Here is a 16757-nt window from a genome sequence, read left to right as displayed (position 1 = left end):
AATTACCAAGCGTAGCTATAACCTAACACGGCTTTCGCACCGGAACGGGTACCTTTACTGCCTAGAGAATGTTCTAAACGAAGATCAGCATGAATGGCGTGGTTACCGAATGGTACATTTAAACCTGCGCCACCTTCCACCCAAGTGCGGGCGTCATTTTCGCCATATTTTTTATCACCGATTAAAACGGATTTTGCGGTCATAAAATCATGCCATACGTTTGCAACAAAATACACGGTTGGGTTACGTTGGAAATCTTTACTGTGGCTTAAACGCACACCGATACGTCCACGTAAGTTATTATCAGTACCTTGTTCAACACGGCGATCTGCATCATGATAGAACGATTGAAGTTTTAAGCGTTGGTAAATCAATTGGGTTTGAGGTTCAATACGCCAGTTGGAGTTGCCCAATGCAAAGCTGTGACCACCCTCAACAGATAGTGCACCGCTCCAACCATGTTGTCTTACTGCCGGATTAGATACAAAGTTGTATTTATTAGTTAAGTAAGAAAATTGAGCCACTGTGTCCACATAGGCATTATTTGGTGCTCGGTATAAGTGATATACACCGATATTTGCCGCAGTGGTTTTACCTTTACCGCTATATTTATCTGCAAGAATCTCACCGTGTTCAGCACGATATTGGTCGTAGAAACGGCTATCTGCACGAGAGTAAGCAAAATATACACCACTTAGAGATTGTGGCAGACCATTTTGCATTTCGCTACGGTTAAAGTCATAACCTACTTGTGCGACATATTGAGAGCTATCAACATCTAAACGGGTACGACCCTCGGTTTCTAAACGTTTACCGGAAACACGCGCCCAGACAGCAGAATTTGGTGATTGGCTAATTTCACCACGACGTTGATGTAAGGTATCCAACACACTATAACCTAATTCCATGTTGACACGAGGCATTTGGATATACGCGGTGGCCGGCTCGATATAAATATCATGACCAAGTACTTTTAAGGTCCAAGCATAAGTTGTGCCATTTTTCTTGGTTAACTGCGCTTCATCAGCATTTCTGGTTTTAGCTGTACCACTAAAGGTTGCTTGATGATTCGGATTGTCAATTTTAATGATATCTGCGGAATAAATATTCTCTCTTGCTTGACGAAGTACATCTCCTTCAATAAAACCATTTTGGGTTGAAATAACGGTATGGCCTGTTGCTTTACCTTTAATATGTAAAGTATCAGAACTACTACTATTGTTATTATTCCAAGTCGTTTTCACGATTAATTTACCGCCATCAGAATGATAGTCGCCTTCAACAGTTAGGGTTTTATTTGCATTATCTGAAGTGAGATCAAGCGTACCTTTGTTATTTAGGTTGGTCACTGTTGCATTAAAGTTGTTTAATGCTAATTTACCGTTCTCACCAATATTAACATTACTAGTAACGGAATTATCCCCAAAGGCATCATCTCTACCAACTTTTAATGTACCGTTTGTAATACCTATATTAGAATTAATTTTATTCATACTTCTTGGGGCAAATAAAGTGGTGCCACTCCCTCTTTGAACAAAGTCAACAATCTTAGTAGTAGGGGAAGCTGAGGTCATTTCAGGCGTGAAGTTAAAATCATCTGTTTGTGCGAAATCAAATTTGACCTTTTGAGGATTCTCTTCAAGTTTAATTTTTTCTACATCAAACGTGCCTGCTTTGTTGTTATCACCAATTTGGATGTTGGTTGTACCATTTCCTACTCTTAATGTCCCCGCAGTAAGTTTACTTTCATCTGCAACTAATACATTAACAGTATTGGTTTTAGAGCTCCAATCACTTGCGGCAACACGAATTTCGGCGTTTTTCGGGTACTGAAGCAATGAACCTTTACCAGTAACTGAAATTACCGTATTGGTGACATCTTCCGGGGTATCACGAAGCCATCCCCAAAAGTGAGGTGTCGGTTCAGTCCCTTCAAATTCACCGATTACCTGCCCACCATTGGAAACATATAAATTACCACTACCAAAGTTACCGATATTCATTGGATTATTGGCATCACTGGTTACAATGAGTTTACTGCCTTGCCCGTCAACGACAACAGTTCCTTTAGACTGGCGATGGTTGGCTATATGTAATGTCCCTTGTATATTTACAACAGAGCCCCCATCAATTCTAAGATTACCTTCATTACCATTACCACTACCAACTTGAACTAAGCCGTTAACCGTATCTGGGTTTACTTTCCCAAGGGTTTCCGGAATTCCGTCATTAGTCCCTGACCAAGTAACGCTTGCATTCGCAGCCAATGGCGCGGCTAATATAAGCAACGTAAGTTTATTAAGTTTAAATTTCATAGTTTTTTTCCTCTCTGTCTCAGAATTAAGACGGGGCGCGATCATATCACTTTTTTATTGCTGAAACAAATTAGCAACCATATTATAAGAACCAAAACATCTAATAAAAAACCACCTTCAGAAGAAGGTGGTTTTTGTTTTATATATTTGTTATTTGAATTACCAAGCGTAGCTATAACCTAACACGGCTTTCGCACCGGAACGGTTACCTTTATTGCCTAGAGAATGTTCTAAACGAAGATCAGCATGAATAGCGTGGTTACCGAATGGCACATTTAAACCTGCACCACCCTCTAACCAAGTGCGGGCATCATTTTCGTTATATTTGGTGTCACCGATTAAGACAGATTTTGCAGTAACAAAATCATGCCATACGTTTGCAACAAAATACACGGTTGGGTTACGTTGGAAGTCTTTGCTGTGGCTTAAACGCACACCGATACGTCCACGTAAGTTGTTATCAGTACCTTGTTCAACACGACGATCTGCATCATGATAGAACGATTGAAGTTTTAAGCGTTGGTAAATCAATTGGGTTTGAGGTTCAATACGCCAGTTGGAGTTGCCCAATGCAAAGCTGTGACCACCCTCAACAGATAGTGCACCGCTCCAACCATGTTGTCTTACTTCTGGATTAGATACAAAATTGTATTTGTTAGTTAAGTAAGAGAATTGAGCCACTGTATCCACGTAAGCATCATTTACTGCACGGTATAAGTGATATACACCGATGTTTGCTGCTGTTGTTTTACCTTTACCGGTATATTTATCCGCAGCTACAACGCCGTTTTCAGCACGATATTGGTCGTAGAAACGGCTATCTGCACGAGAATAAGCAAAATATACCCCACTTAGAGATTGCGGCAGACCATTTTGCATTTCGCTACGGTTAAAATCATAACCCACTTGTGCGACATATTGTGAGCTGTCAACGTCTAAACGGGTACGACCCTCGGTTTCTAAACGTTTACCGGAAACACGCGCCCAAACGGAAGAATTTGGCGATTGGCTAATTTCACCACGACGTTGATGTAAGGTATCCAACACGCTATAACCTAATTCCATGTTGACACGAGGCATTTGAATATAAGCAGTAGCTGGCTCAATATAAATATTTTGATCGAGTGCTTTTAAGGTCCATGCATAAGTATTAGCATCTTTTTTAGCTAATTGTGCCTCACCTGCATTAGTTGTTTTCGCTGTGCCGGTAAAGGTGCCTGAATGATCTGTATCAGCAACTTTAACTACATCTGCAGAATAAATATCTCTATTCGCTTGACGAAGCACATCGCCTTCAATGAAACCGGTTAAGGTAGAAACAACGGTATTACCTGTTGCAGTGCCTTGAATATCTAGCACATCAGAAGAGTTATTAGCATTATTCCAAATTGTTTTTACTAATAGTTTACCGTTACCACTGTAGTCGCCACGAACAGTAAGCTTTTTATCCGCATTATCTGAAGTAAGATCAAGTGTACCTTGATTGTTAATGGTGCTAACAGAGGCATTAAAATTGTTTAACGCTAATGTACCTTTCTCACCAATATTCACTTCAGTGGTAACAGAATCATCACCGAAGGCATTATTTCTACCGACTTTTAATGTACCATCAGTAATATCTACCTTAGAATTTACATTTTTCATGCTTATTGGTGCAAATAAGGTTGTGCCAGAACCACTTTGTACGAAATTAACATGAGACTCTGCCAGGGATGGATGAGTATGAATAATAGAGGCAAAATTAAACATATCATTTTGGTCAAAGGTGAATTTTACATCTGCACGACCAATAGCAAAACGTCTAACATCTAGCGTTCCACCTTTACTTTTGTTCCCAATTTGGATATTGGCTGTGCCATATTCTAATTGCAACACACCTGTGCTGAGTTTACCACCATTAGAAATCAACAAATCGAGGGTTGTTGCCTTGTGACCTCCGCCCACTACACGAATTAATGAGTCTTTATGATAAGAAAGTTCTGAACCTTCACCATCAATAACAATTGATGTGTTAATCGCTGTTCGAGCCGTTCCATTATGAAGAAACCATCCCCAAAAGTGAGGCGCGTTAGGAGCACCATGAAATGTTGAGGTCACCTTTCCACCCTCTAAAATAGAGAGATTCGCATTACTGTAGTTACCGATATTTAATACCCCGCCTACATTTAATTCACTTCCAGCACCAGTGACAGTCAATTTACCACCGAAACCGTCATTGTTTTGATTCCCAATATAAACTGCATCTGTAGAGTTTAATTTGGAACCATTGTCGATGGTCATTTCGCCATTGGCTTGTCCGGTTGGGGTTGTTCGACCACCTTCCCCAATAGATAAAGGCCCATTTATAGTGTGCTCTTGATTATCGGTTATATTTGTAGCCAGATTAGAAGGAAGAAGATTATATTCACTTCCGTTATGAGTGATGCTCGCATTAGCAATAAGCGGAGCTGATAATAAAACTAATGTAAGTTTATTTAGTTTGAATTCCATTTTATATCCTCGTTTTTAATTAAACAGGGCTCGAATTTTAGCACGGCATATACCCCAACACAAATCAAAGAATTGTTTCGAAAAAACTGACAAAAAACTCACCACGCTTTTCTAATTAAATCAAAAAAGTGCGGTAATTTTTCAAGGTATATTTCATATAAAAAATCGCCTTACTGCGGAACAATAAGGCAATTTATTTTTAGATAAATAAGTCAGAATATTATTTGGCGTCTTGTGCTGGTGCTGCGACCGGTGCAGGATTAAATTTTTGTTCTAATTCGATACTTTGTTTTTGTAACTCGGCCATCGCATTTCTTAATGCTTCAGCTTTTTCAGCATAAGCTTTTTGTTGCTCCGGTGTTTGTGTCGGGTTAGTGAAACTCATATTAGCTTGATCAACCAATAAACCACTCGCCAAGCTTAATACATTTTTGGTTTGCTCTTTGATAGATTTAATTGATTCGGCTTTTACATCTAATGCATCTAAGCTTGTAATTGTATCTTTTACTGATTGATTAAATGTTTCAATCGCTTCTTTCACTTTATTCTCATCTTGAGCTTGAACTGCAGCCACCAAATCTTGTTGGAATTTTTGTTGTGATTGTAACTGTGTTTGTTCTTGTGCCTTGTTCCAATCGACTAATTTTTGATAATCACCCTTTTCATCTACTTTTACTTCTGATGCGGCTTGTGTTTGTGCTGCTTCCGGTTTCGCTTCTGGTGCTTTGTCTGCCGGTTTGTCGCAAGCTGTTAAGAAAAGAGCCAATAATGCGGTAGCGCTAATTTTTGTAAATTTGTTCATGAAAAATCCTTATTAATTGTTGATGAAAATTACTCTATTACGAGCAAAAGACGGGGCATTAGACATAGCATGCAATGATTCGTTCAATATTTAAATATAAAAAAACTCCGAGAATTTCGGAGTTTTTCATGATTAAACGCGTTTGAAGTCAACGTGAACCAATTTTGGTTTGAACGGGTGACGTTGCATTGCTTGTACTTTTACTGCAACTTCTTTACCGTCGATAACTAGGGTGAGCACATCAGAATAGAATGAATCGTGTGCTTGAGCGTTGTTAACTTCATCATGATTTAAGATGATAGAAACCGGTGCTTCGCTACCACCGTAAACGATAGCAGGAATTTGACCGTTATGACGCAGGCGGCGGCTCGCACCCTTACCTTGCGCTGTACGAACTTCAGCGTTAAATTTAAATGCCATTTTTATGTTCTCTTTATTGTAAAGATTAAAATTAAAAAATCGCAGGCGACCCAGCGATTTCCATAAAATTTGCTCAAAGCATGAACTTTGAGGTGCTGCATTATAATGAATTTGTGACGCTAAAGCAAACGAAAATCTTGTTAATTTTCCTAGATATCAGGCTAAAAAACGGGCTAAAATAGAGCGTTATTTTTTATAGAGTTAAAGAGTATTCGATGGAATTTTTAATTAGCTTTTTTAGTGATTACGGTTATTTTGCCGTGCTGTTTGTTTTGATTATTTGTGGTTTTGGCGTGCCGATTCCGGAAGACATTACCTTAGTTTCCGGTGGTGTTATTTCCGGTTTGGGTTATACCAATGTGCATATTATGTTGGTTGTGAGCTTGTTTGGCGTCCTCTTGGGTGATAGCACGATGTATTGGTTGGGACGTATTTATGGCACGAAAATTTTACGTTTCCGCCCTATTCGCCGTTTTTTAACCTTAGATCGTTTACGTATGGTTCGGAGTAAATTTGAACAATATGGTAATCGCGTTTTGTTTGTAGCCCGTTTCTTACCGGGATTACGCGCCCCCATTTATATGGTTGCCGGCATTACCCGTCGCGTGAGTTTTATTCGCTTTCTTTTATTAGATTTTTTTGCCGCCATTATTTCTGTGCCTATTTGGGTTTATTTAGGAGATTTGGGGGCAAGTAACTTAGATTGGCTACATGAACAAATCAAGAAAGGACAATCCATTATTTATATTTTAATTGCGCTTTTGGCACTCTACTTGGTTTGGAAATGGCGCAAAGGACGTAAAAAGGTCAGCAAAAAAGCATAAAGTGCGGTCACAAAATCTCAAGAATTTTGGATGTTAGTTTGTTAATAGCTGCGAAAGAGCGAATAAATCACGTCCATTATTTATGAGTAAGGATAAAAAACGTATTCTCTTTAACTTTATAACCCCATAAAACAAAACCCCATTCAAATTCGAATGGGGTTTATTTTATCGGGAAACTACTTCTCGAGATTTAATGGCTTAATGTGCCAAATATTTTCAGCGTATTCCTTAATGGTACGGTCAGAAGAGAAATACCCCATGTTGACGATATTTTGAATCGTGCTGTCAATCCATGCATCACGATTTTTATATTTTTCATCTACCCTTTTTTGGGTTTCTACATAGCTACGGAAATCCGCAAACGCTTGGTAGAAATCGTGATATTGTAAACCCTGTAATAGTTGCTGATAACGATTTGGATCATTCGGTGAAAAGTACCCATTAATGATTTGATCTACAACGTTTCTCAGTTCTCCATCATTTTGGTAAAAATCAAATGGATGGTAACCATCACGACGTAACTTCTCGACTTGTTCAACGGTGTTGCCGAAAATAAAGATGTGGTCTTTGCCGACATTTTCCAAAATCTCAACATTCGCCCCATCCAATGTCCCCAAGGTTAATGCACCATTTAACGCAAATTTCATGTTACTGGTACCGGAGGCTTCTGTACCGGCTAAAGAAATTTGTTCAGAAATATCTGCAGCCGGAATGATCAATTGAGCCAAACTAACACTGTAGTTTGGAATGAAGACCACTTTTAAGCGGCCACCCAAACGGGTATCGTGATTAATAATATTCGCCACATCATTAATTAAATGGATGGTTTGTTTCGCTGCGTAATACGCCGATGCCGCTTTACCGGCTAAGATAAACACACGAGGTTGCCAATCTTTTTCCGGATGCGCCAGCATGGCATTGTAACGGGCAATAATATGCAATACGTTTAAAATTTGACGTTTATATTCGTGAATCCGTTTCACTTGAACGTCAAATAACGCATGGGGATCAAGATCAATGTCTAGTGTTTTCTTCACATAATTTGCCAATTTCACTTTATTCGCAAATTTAATATCCGCAATGGCGTGTTTAAAATCTGCCTCATGCGCGTATTGCTTTAATTTTTCGATCTGACTTAAATCACAACGCCAATCAGAACCGATGTATTTATCAAACAACGACGCTAATTGTGGATTTGCCACAGCAAGCCAACGACGCGGGGTGATCCCATTAGTCACGTTAGTGAAACGTTCCGGATAAATACGAGCGAAATCTGCAAAAGTCGATGTCACCATTAAATCAGAATGAATTGCCGCAACACCGTTGACTTTATGTGATCCCACCACGGATAACCACCCCATGCGCACTTTGCGCTGATACCCTTCTTCGATTAAAGAAACGCGACGAATGAAATCCAGGTCGGTAGTGATGTAGGTTTTGACGTATTCCAAGAAATGATCGTTAATTTCAAAAATCATCTGTAAATGACGCGGTAAGATTTTCGCCATCATTTCCACCGGCCAGGTTTCCAAGGCTTCAGACATCAAGGTGTGACATGTATAAGAGAAAATACGACGGGTCATATCCCAGGCTTTCTGCCATGAAAATCCTTCTTCATCAATTAAAATACGCATCAATTCCGGAATCGCTAATGCCGGATGGGTATCATTTAAATGAATTGCCACTTTATCCGCTAAATTTTCCAAACTGCTATGTGTGCGTTTATGACGGCGGATAATGTCTTGCAATGATGCAGAAACCAAGAAATATTCTTGACGCAAACGTAATTCACGACCGTTCCAAGTGGAATCATCCGGATAAAGCACACGGGAAAGATTCTTAATGGAAGCACGGCTTTCCACCGCTGCAATGTGTTGACCTCGGTTAAAATCTTCTAAGTTAAACAGTTCGCCGGCATGAGCAGCCCACAAACGTAATGTGGCGGCAGAGTCATTTTGATAGCCCGGAATCACTTGGTCATAAGCAAGTGCGGTCACTTCTTCGCCTTTATTCCAAATACATTTTTTGTCTTCAAAATGAATGTTACCGCCGAAAGAAACGGTGAAACGTTTAGATGGACGAATAAATTCCCAAGGCGCGCCTTTTTCTAACCACGCATCCGGACGTTCAACTTGTTGTCCGTCTTCAATTTTTTGACGGAACATTCCGTATTCATAACGAATACCGTAGCCCATGCCCGGTAAGCCTAAAGTGGCAATAGAATCCATGAAACAGGCGGCTAAACGACCTAACCCACCGTTACCTAAGCCCGGATCCACTTCTTTTTCAATAATCTCTTCTAAATCAACGTTTAATTCGGAAAGGGCTTCTTTGGCGATGTCGTACAATCCTTCTGCAATCATGGCATTGGATAACGTACGACCAATCAGAAATTCCATTGATAAATAATACACACGGCGTGCGTCTTCAGATCTGGCTTCACGCGCGGTGGTGATCCAACCCTCGGTGACGAAATCCCGCACCGCGTATAACGTGGCATTGAGCCAATCTCGTTGGCTCGCCTCTTTAGGAGACCGACCAATTAAAAAAATCAGTTTATAAACAATCGTTTTTTTCAATGAATCAACATTGACTTCAGGTCGATTGTACAGGAATGGAGAATCAAAATTATCCATTATCATAAGAAAACATCCTCAGTAAATGAAAAGCGGATGAATTTTAATCATTCAAGATAAAAAAACAACACTCTTCTGCGCAAAGATTATTTTTCTTTACGCAGAAAATAGGTGTTTCATGAGTGAGATAAAATTCGTTGATATAAATGTTGGTAGTGGGTTGCAGAGATTTGCCAACTGAAATCTTGTTCCATTGCAGTTACACGAACCGTTGTCCATAAACGTTGTTTTTTCCATAACGCAAACGCTGTCTGCAAGGCATTACGGAGTTCCTCGGCCGTTGCGTGAGAGAAAACAAACCCGGTTGCTGTTCGAGCTTGAATATTTTCTGCGGTACTATTGACGACGGTATCCGCTAAACCACCGGTAGCGCGAACGAGAGGTAACGTACCGTATTTTAAACCGTAAAGCTGGGTTAAACCGCAAGGTTCAAAACGGCTTGGGACTAAAATGACATCGCCACCGGCAACCATGAGATGTGACAACGCTTCATCGTAACCGATTTTAACCGCAATATTTTGCGGATAGGTTTCCGCTAATTGACGAATACCGGCTTCTAAGTGCGGTGCGCCTGAACCAAGAATCGCCAACTGTCCGCCCTGTTTAACAATTTCATCCGCGCTTTCTAGCAATAAATCCACGCCTTTTTGTTCTGTTAAACGGGTCACCATGACAAACAATAATGCCTCAGATTGCGCCGGAAGGTGAAAATAAGCCTGTAAATCCGCTTTATTTTTTGCCTTGCCGCCCATGTACTTCAACTTGTAATGATGTTGAATATACTGATCGTTCATCGGATGCCAAATTTTTTCGTCCACTCCATTTAGAATGCCCACCAAACGCCCTTCTTGATCCAGAGTAGAAAGCAATCCTTGTAAGCCGTAAGCAAATTCCGGTGTGGTAATTTCTTTTGCATAAGTCGGGCTTACGGCAGTCACCGCATCAGAATAATAAAGCCCGGCTTTTAAATAGGAAATTTGGCCAAATAATTCCAAGCCATTCACATGGAACATGCTGTGTGGCAAGCCGATTTCAACTAAATGGCGATAATCAAATTGCCCTTGATACGCCAAATTATGAATGGTGAAAACCGATTTAGCCGGACGACCTTTATTAAATAAATAGGCTGCGGTTAAACCGGCATGCCAGTCATGGGCATGAACCACGTCAGCGCGCCACCAGTAATCTAATCCGGTGGACAACTCCGCCCCTACCCAGCCTAATAATGCAAAACGTTTATAGTTATCGCCATAATCATTGTAATAGCCATCATGATACGGATTGCCTTCCCGTCCATACAAGTGCGGTGCGTCAATAAGATAAACGCCAACGCCATGATATTCACCATAACGCAAAACAATGTGGCCGGCAAAATTATCCCATTCCGCAACAACTGACGTATTTGGAATGCCCGCCGCAATCGCCGGATACGCCGGCAACAAAATACGCGCATCAATACCAATTTCTTTTTGAGCAAAGGGCAATGCCCCCATCACATCGGCTAATCCGCCGGTTTTCAGTAAAGGATATAACTCCGAGCAAACGTGCAATACTTTCATTTATTTTCCTCATGTCCCTTGATTAATGAGGGCGTATTAAAAACGCCCTATACACTAAAAAGTGCGGTCACAAAATCCAAAGGATTTTGAACGTTGCTTTGCCAACGGCTCCGAAGGAGCGAGTAAAAATCAAAACGTGTTGAAAACAGACCGCACTTTCACGTTAGTCTAAATGTTCTTCCGAGAACACATCTTGTCCTTCTAATTTTTTCAACATAGACGGAGTGACTAAAATCACTTTGCCGGTTGAACTGATACGGAAACGTTTACTGTCCAATTCACGGTCCACACCAATTTGCATACCGTCCGGAATGACACAATGGCGATCCACGATACAATGTTTCAATATGCAATTTTTGCCAATCGTCACTTCAGGCAAGATCACAGAATGATCAATCACAGAACCTTCGTTAATTTTAATCCGATCAAATAACACAGAATAGCTGATTGAGGCATCGGTAATGACACAACCGCCGCCAATAAGAGAGTTATCCACCGGCTTAACATTGGCATTTTTATAAAAGAATTTAGACGGATAGGCTTGCACCGGGTTACCACGAATCGGCCAAGTTTGGTCATAAATATCTAATTGCGGATGTTCAGACACCAAGTCGATATTCGATTGCCAGAAGCTGTCTAATGTCCCCACATCGCGCCAATAAATATCGCCTTCCGTGTTACGTCCCATGCAGGAACGACTAAACGGATGGGCGTATAACGTGCCTTCTTCCAAACATTTCGGCAATACGTCTTTACCAAAGTCATGAGAGGTGCAAGGCGTGTTCACTTCTTTATTTAGCATTTCATAAAGATAATCGGCATTAAACACATAGATCCCCATGGATGCCAATGAAGTCTCTGGTTTGCCCACCATGGCGGGCGGATCTTTCGGTTTTTCTACAAATGCTTTCACTTTCAGATTTTCGTTGACCGCCATCACGCCAAATTCATGGGCCTCGGAGCGTGGCACTTCAATACACCCCACGGTACATTTTGCCCCACTGGTGACATGATCTAACAACATTTGGCTATAGTCTTGTTTATAAATATGGTCGCCGGCAAGAATGAGAATATATTTAGGTTTGTAGTGATCTCGAATAATCGCCATATTTTGATATACCGCATCGGCTGTGCCACGATACCACGTGGAATCATCAATTTGTTGGCGCGCCGGGAGCATATCAATGAATTCACCCCTTTCTTGTGGCAAGAAAGACCACCCTTTTTGTAAATGGCGTAATAAAGAGTGTGCAGCATATTGCGTGACAACCCCAATACGATTTAAGCCGGAGTTAATACAGTTGGACAACGCAAAATCAATGATTCGGCGATTCCCCCCAAAATACAGTGCCGGTTTTGCACGTTTATCCGTTAATTCGTGCAGGCGTGAGCCACGACCACCGGCTAAAATCAGCACAAGCGTATTTTTGACTAAATCATATTTGTTAGGAAGTTGGGAAAGACCGTTTTTCATAATAAACTCCGTTATTTTTTTAATTATCCATATTTTCCAACACACAAAACGCCATACCACCCACTTCAACTTGCTGTTGTTGAATCGTTAAGTTTGTTGTACCTGCCCTTGCTTTCCATTGACCATTTATCTCGTTTGGCAATGTAAAAGACTGCGGTTCTGCTTTCGCATTGATTAAGAAAAGCCATCGCTGATCTAATACCACTTGCAGCGCCTTGCTTTCCCGATGATGCCAATCTTCGACTTGCATTGATTTCCCTTCAATGTTGAGCCAAGTGACATTTTCATCTGACCACCAAACATCCCGTTGCAAACTTTGAATTTGTTTTCGTGTTGCAATCAGTTGTTTGGTCAAGTCAAATAATTCCTGATTGAAATCCTGCCATTTCAGCCACGTGATTTCATTATCCTGACAATAAGCGTTATTGTTACCAAATTGCGTGTTGCCAAATTCGTCGCCGGCAAGCAACATCGGCGTGCCGTTGCTCAACAACAAACTTGCCAATAATCCGCTTTGCGCTAAAACGCGCTGATTTTCCACCGCACTTTGGTACTCGTCATTTCGATCTAATTGACTGCCCTCAATGCCGTGATTGTAACTGTAATTTTCATTGCGTCCGTCGCGATTATCTTCGCCGTTCGCTTCGTTATGTTTATGGTTATAACTGACCAAATCGCGCAACGTAAAACCGTCATGAGCAGTAATAAAATTTAAGGTGGTGTGTGGCAAACGCGTTTCTCGCTTGAACAGATCACTTGAGCCGGCAAAACGCTCGGCAAATGCGTCCACTTCCCCACTTTTCCATAACCAAAAACGACACATATCATCACGGAAACGATCGTTCCATTCGGCAAAATAATGGGGAAAACGCCCTAATTGATAACCGTAATGACCAATATCCCAAGGTTCGCTGATGAATTTCACCTGCTGCAAACTCGGCGTTTGCGCAATATCCTCAAACAGTTTGGCGTGCGGATTGAAATCCGGTGATTCACGCCCTAACACCGTGCCTAAATCAAAACGGAAACCATCTACATGGCATTCTTCCACCCAATAACGAAGGCAATCCACCACCCATTTGCGGGTGATGCTATTGGCGAGGTTCAGCATATTGCCGCAACCTGTCCAGTTAATATATTCGCCTTGCTCGTTTTGCCAATAATACGTCCGATCATCAATGCCACGTAGGCTAAAGGTTGGAAACGTTTTTTCTGATTCTGCCGTGTGGTTAAACACCACGTCTAAAATTACTTCAATCCCCGCTTCATGTAACGCTTTCACCATGCTTTTGAATTCATATAACGGGTTTTCACGGTTTGCTTCGGAACAATACTTTGGCTCTACGGCAAACATCGCCAACGGGTTATAGCCCCAATAATTTTGTAGTCCTTTTTCTTGCAAGTGCGGTTCGTTCACGTGGTAATTAATCGGCAATAGTTCCACTGCCGTAACACCTAATTCTTTTAAATACGCCACACTTTGCGGTTGCGCCAAACCGGCATAGGTTCCGCGTAACTTTTCAGGGAGATCCGTGCGTAATTGGCTAAAGCCTTTTACGCTGACCTCATAAATCACGGTTTTCGCCCAAGGTGTTTTCGGGGCTTTGTCGTGTTGCCAATCAAATGCCGTCTCAATAATTTGACCTTTCGGCGCAAATTCAGCGTTATCTCGTGGATCATTTAACTGAAAAATCGACCGCACTTCTGGCGAACTTAAATCCGGTTTACCCACCACGGCTTTCGCATAGGGATCAAGCATGAGCTTGTTTGGATTGGCTAAAGTGCGGTCATTTTCGGCGGTGATTCTAAAACCGTATTGCATACCGTTGGCCACGCCGGAAAGCGCAATATGCCAAACATTGTCGCGACAACGCATAGCAAAACGCTGTTCTTTCTTGCCGTTCTCAAACAAGCACAACGTCACGGCATCCGCCACAGAAGAATACAACACAAATTGAGTAATTTGCTCGCCGTCTTCCTCATATTGGCTATAACCGAACGGATAAGCTTGGCCTTGATGTTTTACTTCAACCATGCCCTATCCTTGATATTTCAAATAGAGGGTTGCCAATGGCGGAATAGAAACAGAAATGGAATTATCTCGTCCGTGGCTTGGGATTGCCTCACTCTCTACTGTACCGCCGTTACCGAAATTTGAACCTTCGTAGAAAGCGGAGTCGGTATTTAAAATTTCGTGATATTGACCGGCAACATTCACGCCAATACGATAATCATGGCGTGGCACCGGCGTAAAGTTACTGATGACAATAATGCGTTCACCTTTGCGACTACGTCGTTCAAAGGCAAATACAGAGTTTTGCGCATCATCCACGACCAACCAATCGAAACCTTGCGGATCAGAATCCAGCTCAAAGAGCGGTGCGTTTTCACGGTAAATTTTATTTAAGTCTTTCACCAACTTTTGCATACCGATATGCCATCCGCCACCGATGGATTCATCCAATAAGAACCAATCGAGACTTTCGCGGTAATTCCATTCTCGACCTTGGGCAAATTCATTTCCCATGAACAATAATTTTTTACCCGGATGCCCCCACATGTAGCCGTAATAAGCGCGTAAGTTCGCAAATTTTTGCCACGCATCGCCCGGCATTTTGCCGATTAAGGAACATTTTCCATGTACTACTTCATCGTGGGAAAGTGGCAAGACAAAGTTTTCACTGTATTGATACACCATGCCGAACGTCATTTGGTTGTGGTGATATTGGCGATAGATAGGATCTTTTTCCATGTAAGAAAGGGTGTCATTCATCCAGCCCATATTCCATTTGAAATTAAAGCCTAAGCCTCCCTTTTCGGTTGGATGCGTTACACCGGCAAATGAGGTTGATTCTTCTGCAATGGAAATTGCCCCTTGCATTTCACGATGAATTTTCCAGTTGGTGTGTTTTAAGAATTCAATGGCTTCTAAATTTTCCCGTCCACCGTATTGGTTCGGAATCCATTCCCCTTCGGCACGGCTGTAATCACGATAAATCATGGAGGCCACGGCATCGACACGGATACCATCAACACCGAAACGCTCAATCCAATACAAGGCGTTACTGGACAGGAAATTCTTCACTTCGTTGCGACCGTAGTTGTAAATGAGCGTGTTCCAGTCTTGATGGAACCCTTCACGCGGATCGGCATATTCATATAATGCTGTGCCGTCAAACGCCACTAAACCATGGGTATCGCTTGGGAAATGACCCGGCACCCAGTCCAAAATCACGTTGATGCCGGCGTCATGGGCGCGTTCAACTAAACGTTTAAATCCTTCCGGCGTACCAAAACGGCTGGTTGGAGAATATAGCCCTAGCGGTTGGTAGCCCCAAGAACCATCAAACGGGAATTCGGAAAGCGGCAAAAATTCAATGTGCGTAAAGCCCATTTCTTTCACATATGGAATCAACTCATCGCCGATTTGGTCGTAATCCAACCAGAAATTATTTTCTAAATTGCGGCGCCAAGAGCCCAAATGCACTTCATAAATGGAAATCGGTTGATCCCATTGATTGGCTTTGCGGCGGGCTTCTGTCATGGGCACAATATCCGGTAACGCACTAATTTGTGACGCGGTATCGGGACGTAACTGCGAACTGAATGCATAAGGGTCGGCTTTTAAGCGTAAATTGCCATGGCAATCAATTAATTCGAATTTATACAACTGTCCTAATGCGACTTTCGGTAGGAATAATTCCCATACGCCACTTGCCGGATGTAAGCGCATCGGATGGCGACGACCGTCCCAATAGTTGAAATCCCCCACCACAGATACCCGTTTAGCGTTCGGTGCCCACAAACGGAAATTCACACCGGACACACCATCACATTCGATAAAATGCGCACCTAACACTTCATACGGACGCAAGAATGAGCCTTCAGCCAAAAACCATTCATCCAAATCATTAATCATTGGATGATAACGGTAAGGGTCTTCAAGGATTTGCGATTCTTTGCCCCAATACACCTGTAATTGATAAGCAAAGAAATCATGGGTTTGCGGCACAACGCCGGCAAAAAAACCTCGATCATCTAAACAATCCAATTCACAGACGGTGTCTTGATTTTCTTTATCAATGACGCTAACACGACACGCGTCCGGCAATAAAGCACGAATTTCAATGCCGTTATCGGTTTCGTGCATACCCAATACGGAAAAAGGATCAGAATGTGTTCCATCAAAGAATTGATTAATCACGGATTGTGCAACGAGTTGAGTCATAATAAATCC

Annotated in this window: 10 protein-coding genes; 1 reads left to right on the top strand and 9 read right to left on the bottom strand. The window is 41.7% G+C overall.

The window, feature by feature from the left end; genetic code table 11:
• Positions 1 to 2: 2 nt before the first annotated feature.
• The 4 genes from ACO5E4_RS02565 to rplY all read right to left on the bottom strand — a co-directional run bounded on the left by ACO5E4_RS02565 (position 3) and on the right by rplY (position 6027).
• On the bottom strand, positions 3 to 2315 hold the full coding sequence (locus ACO5E4_RS02565; protein WP_485861975.1) for an autotransporter family protein: 2313 nt from the start codon (positions 2313 to 2315) through the stop codon (positions 3 to 5).
• A 159-nt stretch (positions 2316 to 2474) separates the two neighbouring features.
• Complete coding sequence (locus ACO5E4_RS02560; protein WP_485861974.1) at positions 2475 to 4805, bottom strand: autotransporter outer membrane beta-barrel domain-containing protein; 2331 nt, start codon at positions 4803 to 4805, stop codon at positions 2475 to 2477.
• Positions 4806 to 5025: 220 nt separating this feature from the next.
• A complete protein-coding gene (locus ACO5E4_RS02555; RefSeq protein WP_048750357.1) occupies positions 5026 to 5607 on the bottom strand; it encodes a hypothetical protein in 582 nt (193 codons plus the stop codon).
• Positions 5608 to 5739: 132 nt separating this feature from the next.
• Entirely contained in the window at positions 5740 to 6027 is a 288-nt protein-coding gene (gene rplY, locus ACO5E4_RS02550) for a 50S ribosomal protein L25 (RefSeq protein ID WP_048750356.1), read from the bottom strand.
• Positions 6028 to 6242: 215 nt separating this feature from the next.
• Here rplY and ACO5E4_RS02545 point away from each other — a divergent pair, with 215 nt between their 5' ends.
• Positions 6243 to 6851, top strand: a complete 609-nt coding sequence (locus ACO5E4_RS02545) for a VTT domain-containing protein (protein WP_314955293.1) — start codon at positions 6243 to 6245, stop codon at positions 6849 to 6851.
• A gap of 176 nt (positions 6852 to 7027) precedes the next feature.
• On the opposite strand, the gene ACO5E4_RS02540 is transcribed toward ACO5E4_RS02545, so the two are convergent.
• The 5 genes from ACO5E4_RS02540 to glgB form a co-directional block, all read right to left on the bottom strand.
• The gene (locus tag ACO5E4_RS02540) at positions 7028 to 9493 is read right to left on the bottom strand and encodes a glycogen/starch/alpha-glucan phosphorylase (protein WP_485861973.1); all 2466 of its coding nucleotides are present in this window, start codon (positions 9491 to 9493) and stop codon (positions 7028 to 7030) included.
• A 110-nt stretch (positions 9494 to 9603) separates the two neighbouring features.
• Positions 9604 to 11046: a glycogen synthase GlgA gene (gene glgA / locus ACO5E4_RS02535; RefSeq protein ID WP_485861972.1), complete on the bottom strand. Its 1443-nt coding sequence runs from the start codon at positions 11044 to 11046 to the stop codon at positions 9604 to 9606.
• Between the two features lie 163 nt (positions 11047 to 11209).
• Positions 11210 to 12520, bottom strand: coding sequence for a glucose-1-phosphate adenylyltransferase (gene glgC / locus ACO5E4_RS02530; RefSeq protein ID WP_033002556.1), 1311 nt, complete (start codon positions 12518 to 12520; stop codon positions 11210 to 11212).
• A gap of 19 nt (positions 12521 to 12539) precedes the next feature.
• On the bottom strand, positions 12540 to 14555 hold the full coding sequence (gene glgX, locus ACO5E4_RS02525; RefSeq protein ID WP_485861971.1) for a glycogen debranching protein GlgX: 2016 nt from the start codon (positions 14553 to 14555) through the stop codon (positions 12540 to 12542).
• Positions 14556 to 14558: 3 nt separating this feature from the next.
• Positions 14559 to 16748: a 1,4-alpha-glucan branching protein GlgB gene (gene glgB, locus ACO5E4_RS02520; protein WP_485861970.1), complete on the bottom strand. Its 2190-nt coding sequence runs from the start codon at positions 16746 to 16748 to the stop codon at positions 14559 to 14561.
• Positions 16749 to 16757 lie beyond the last annotated feature (9 nt).

This window comes from Aggregatibacter sp. (assembly GCF_057314075.1).
The sequence above is the reverse complement of the archived record's forward strand: the minus strand, read 5'-3'. Positions and strand labels throughout refer to the sequence as shown.

Coding starts and splice junctions, on each gene's coding strand:
- rplY (WP_048750356.1), bottom strand. CDS start 6,027: ATGGCATTTAAATTTAACGCTGAAGTTCGTACAGCGCAAGGTAAGGGT.
- glgA (WP_485861972.1), bottom strand. CDS start 11,046: ATGAAAGTATTGCACGTTTGCTCGGAGTTATATCCTTTACTGAAAACC.
- ACO5E4_RS02540 (WP_485861973.1), bottom strand. CDS start 9,493: ATGATAATGGATAATTTTGATTCTCCATTCCTGTACAATCGACCTGAA.
- glgX (WP_485861971.1), bottom strand. CDS start 14,555: ATGGTTGAAGTAAAACATCAAGGCCAAGCTTATCCGTTCGGTTATAGC.
- glgC (WP_033002556.1), bottom strand. CDS start 12,520: ATGAAAAACGGTCTTTCCCAACTTCCTAACAAATATGATTTAGTCAAA.
- ACO5E4_RS02560 (WP_485861974.1), bottom strand. CDS start 4,805: ATGGAATTCAAACTAAATAAACTTACATTAGTTTTATTATCAGCTCCG.
- ACO5E4_RS02545 (WP_314955293.1), top strand. CDS start 6,243: ATGGAATTTTTAATTAGCTTTTTTAGTGATTACGGTTATTTTGCCGTG.
- ACO5E4_RS02565 (WP_485861975.1), bottom strand. CDS start 2,315: ATGAAATTTAAACTTAATAAACTTACGTTGCTTATATTAGCCGCGCCA.
- glgB (WP_485861970.1), bottom strand. CDS start 16,748: ATGACTCAACTCGTTGCACAATCCGTGATTAATCAATTCTTTGATGGA.
- ACO5E4_RS02555 (WP_048750357.1), bottom strand. CDS start 5,607: ATGAACAAATTTACAAAAATTAGCGCTACCGCATTATTGGCTCTTTTC.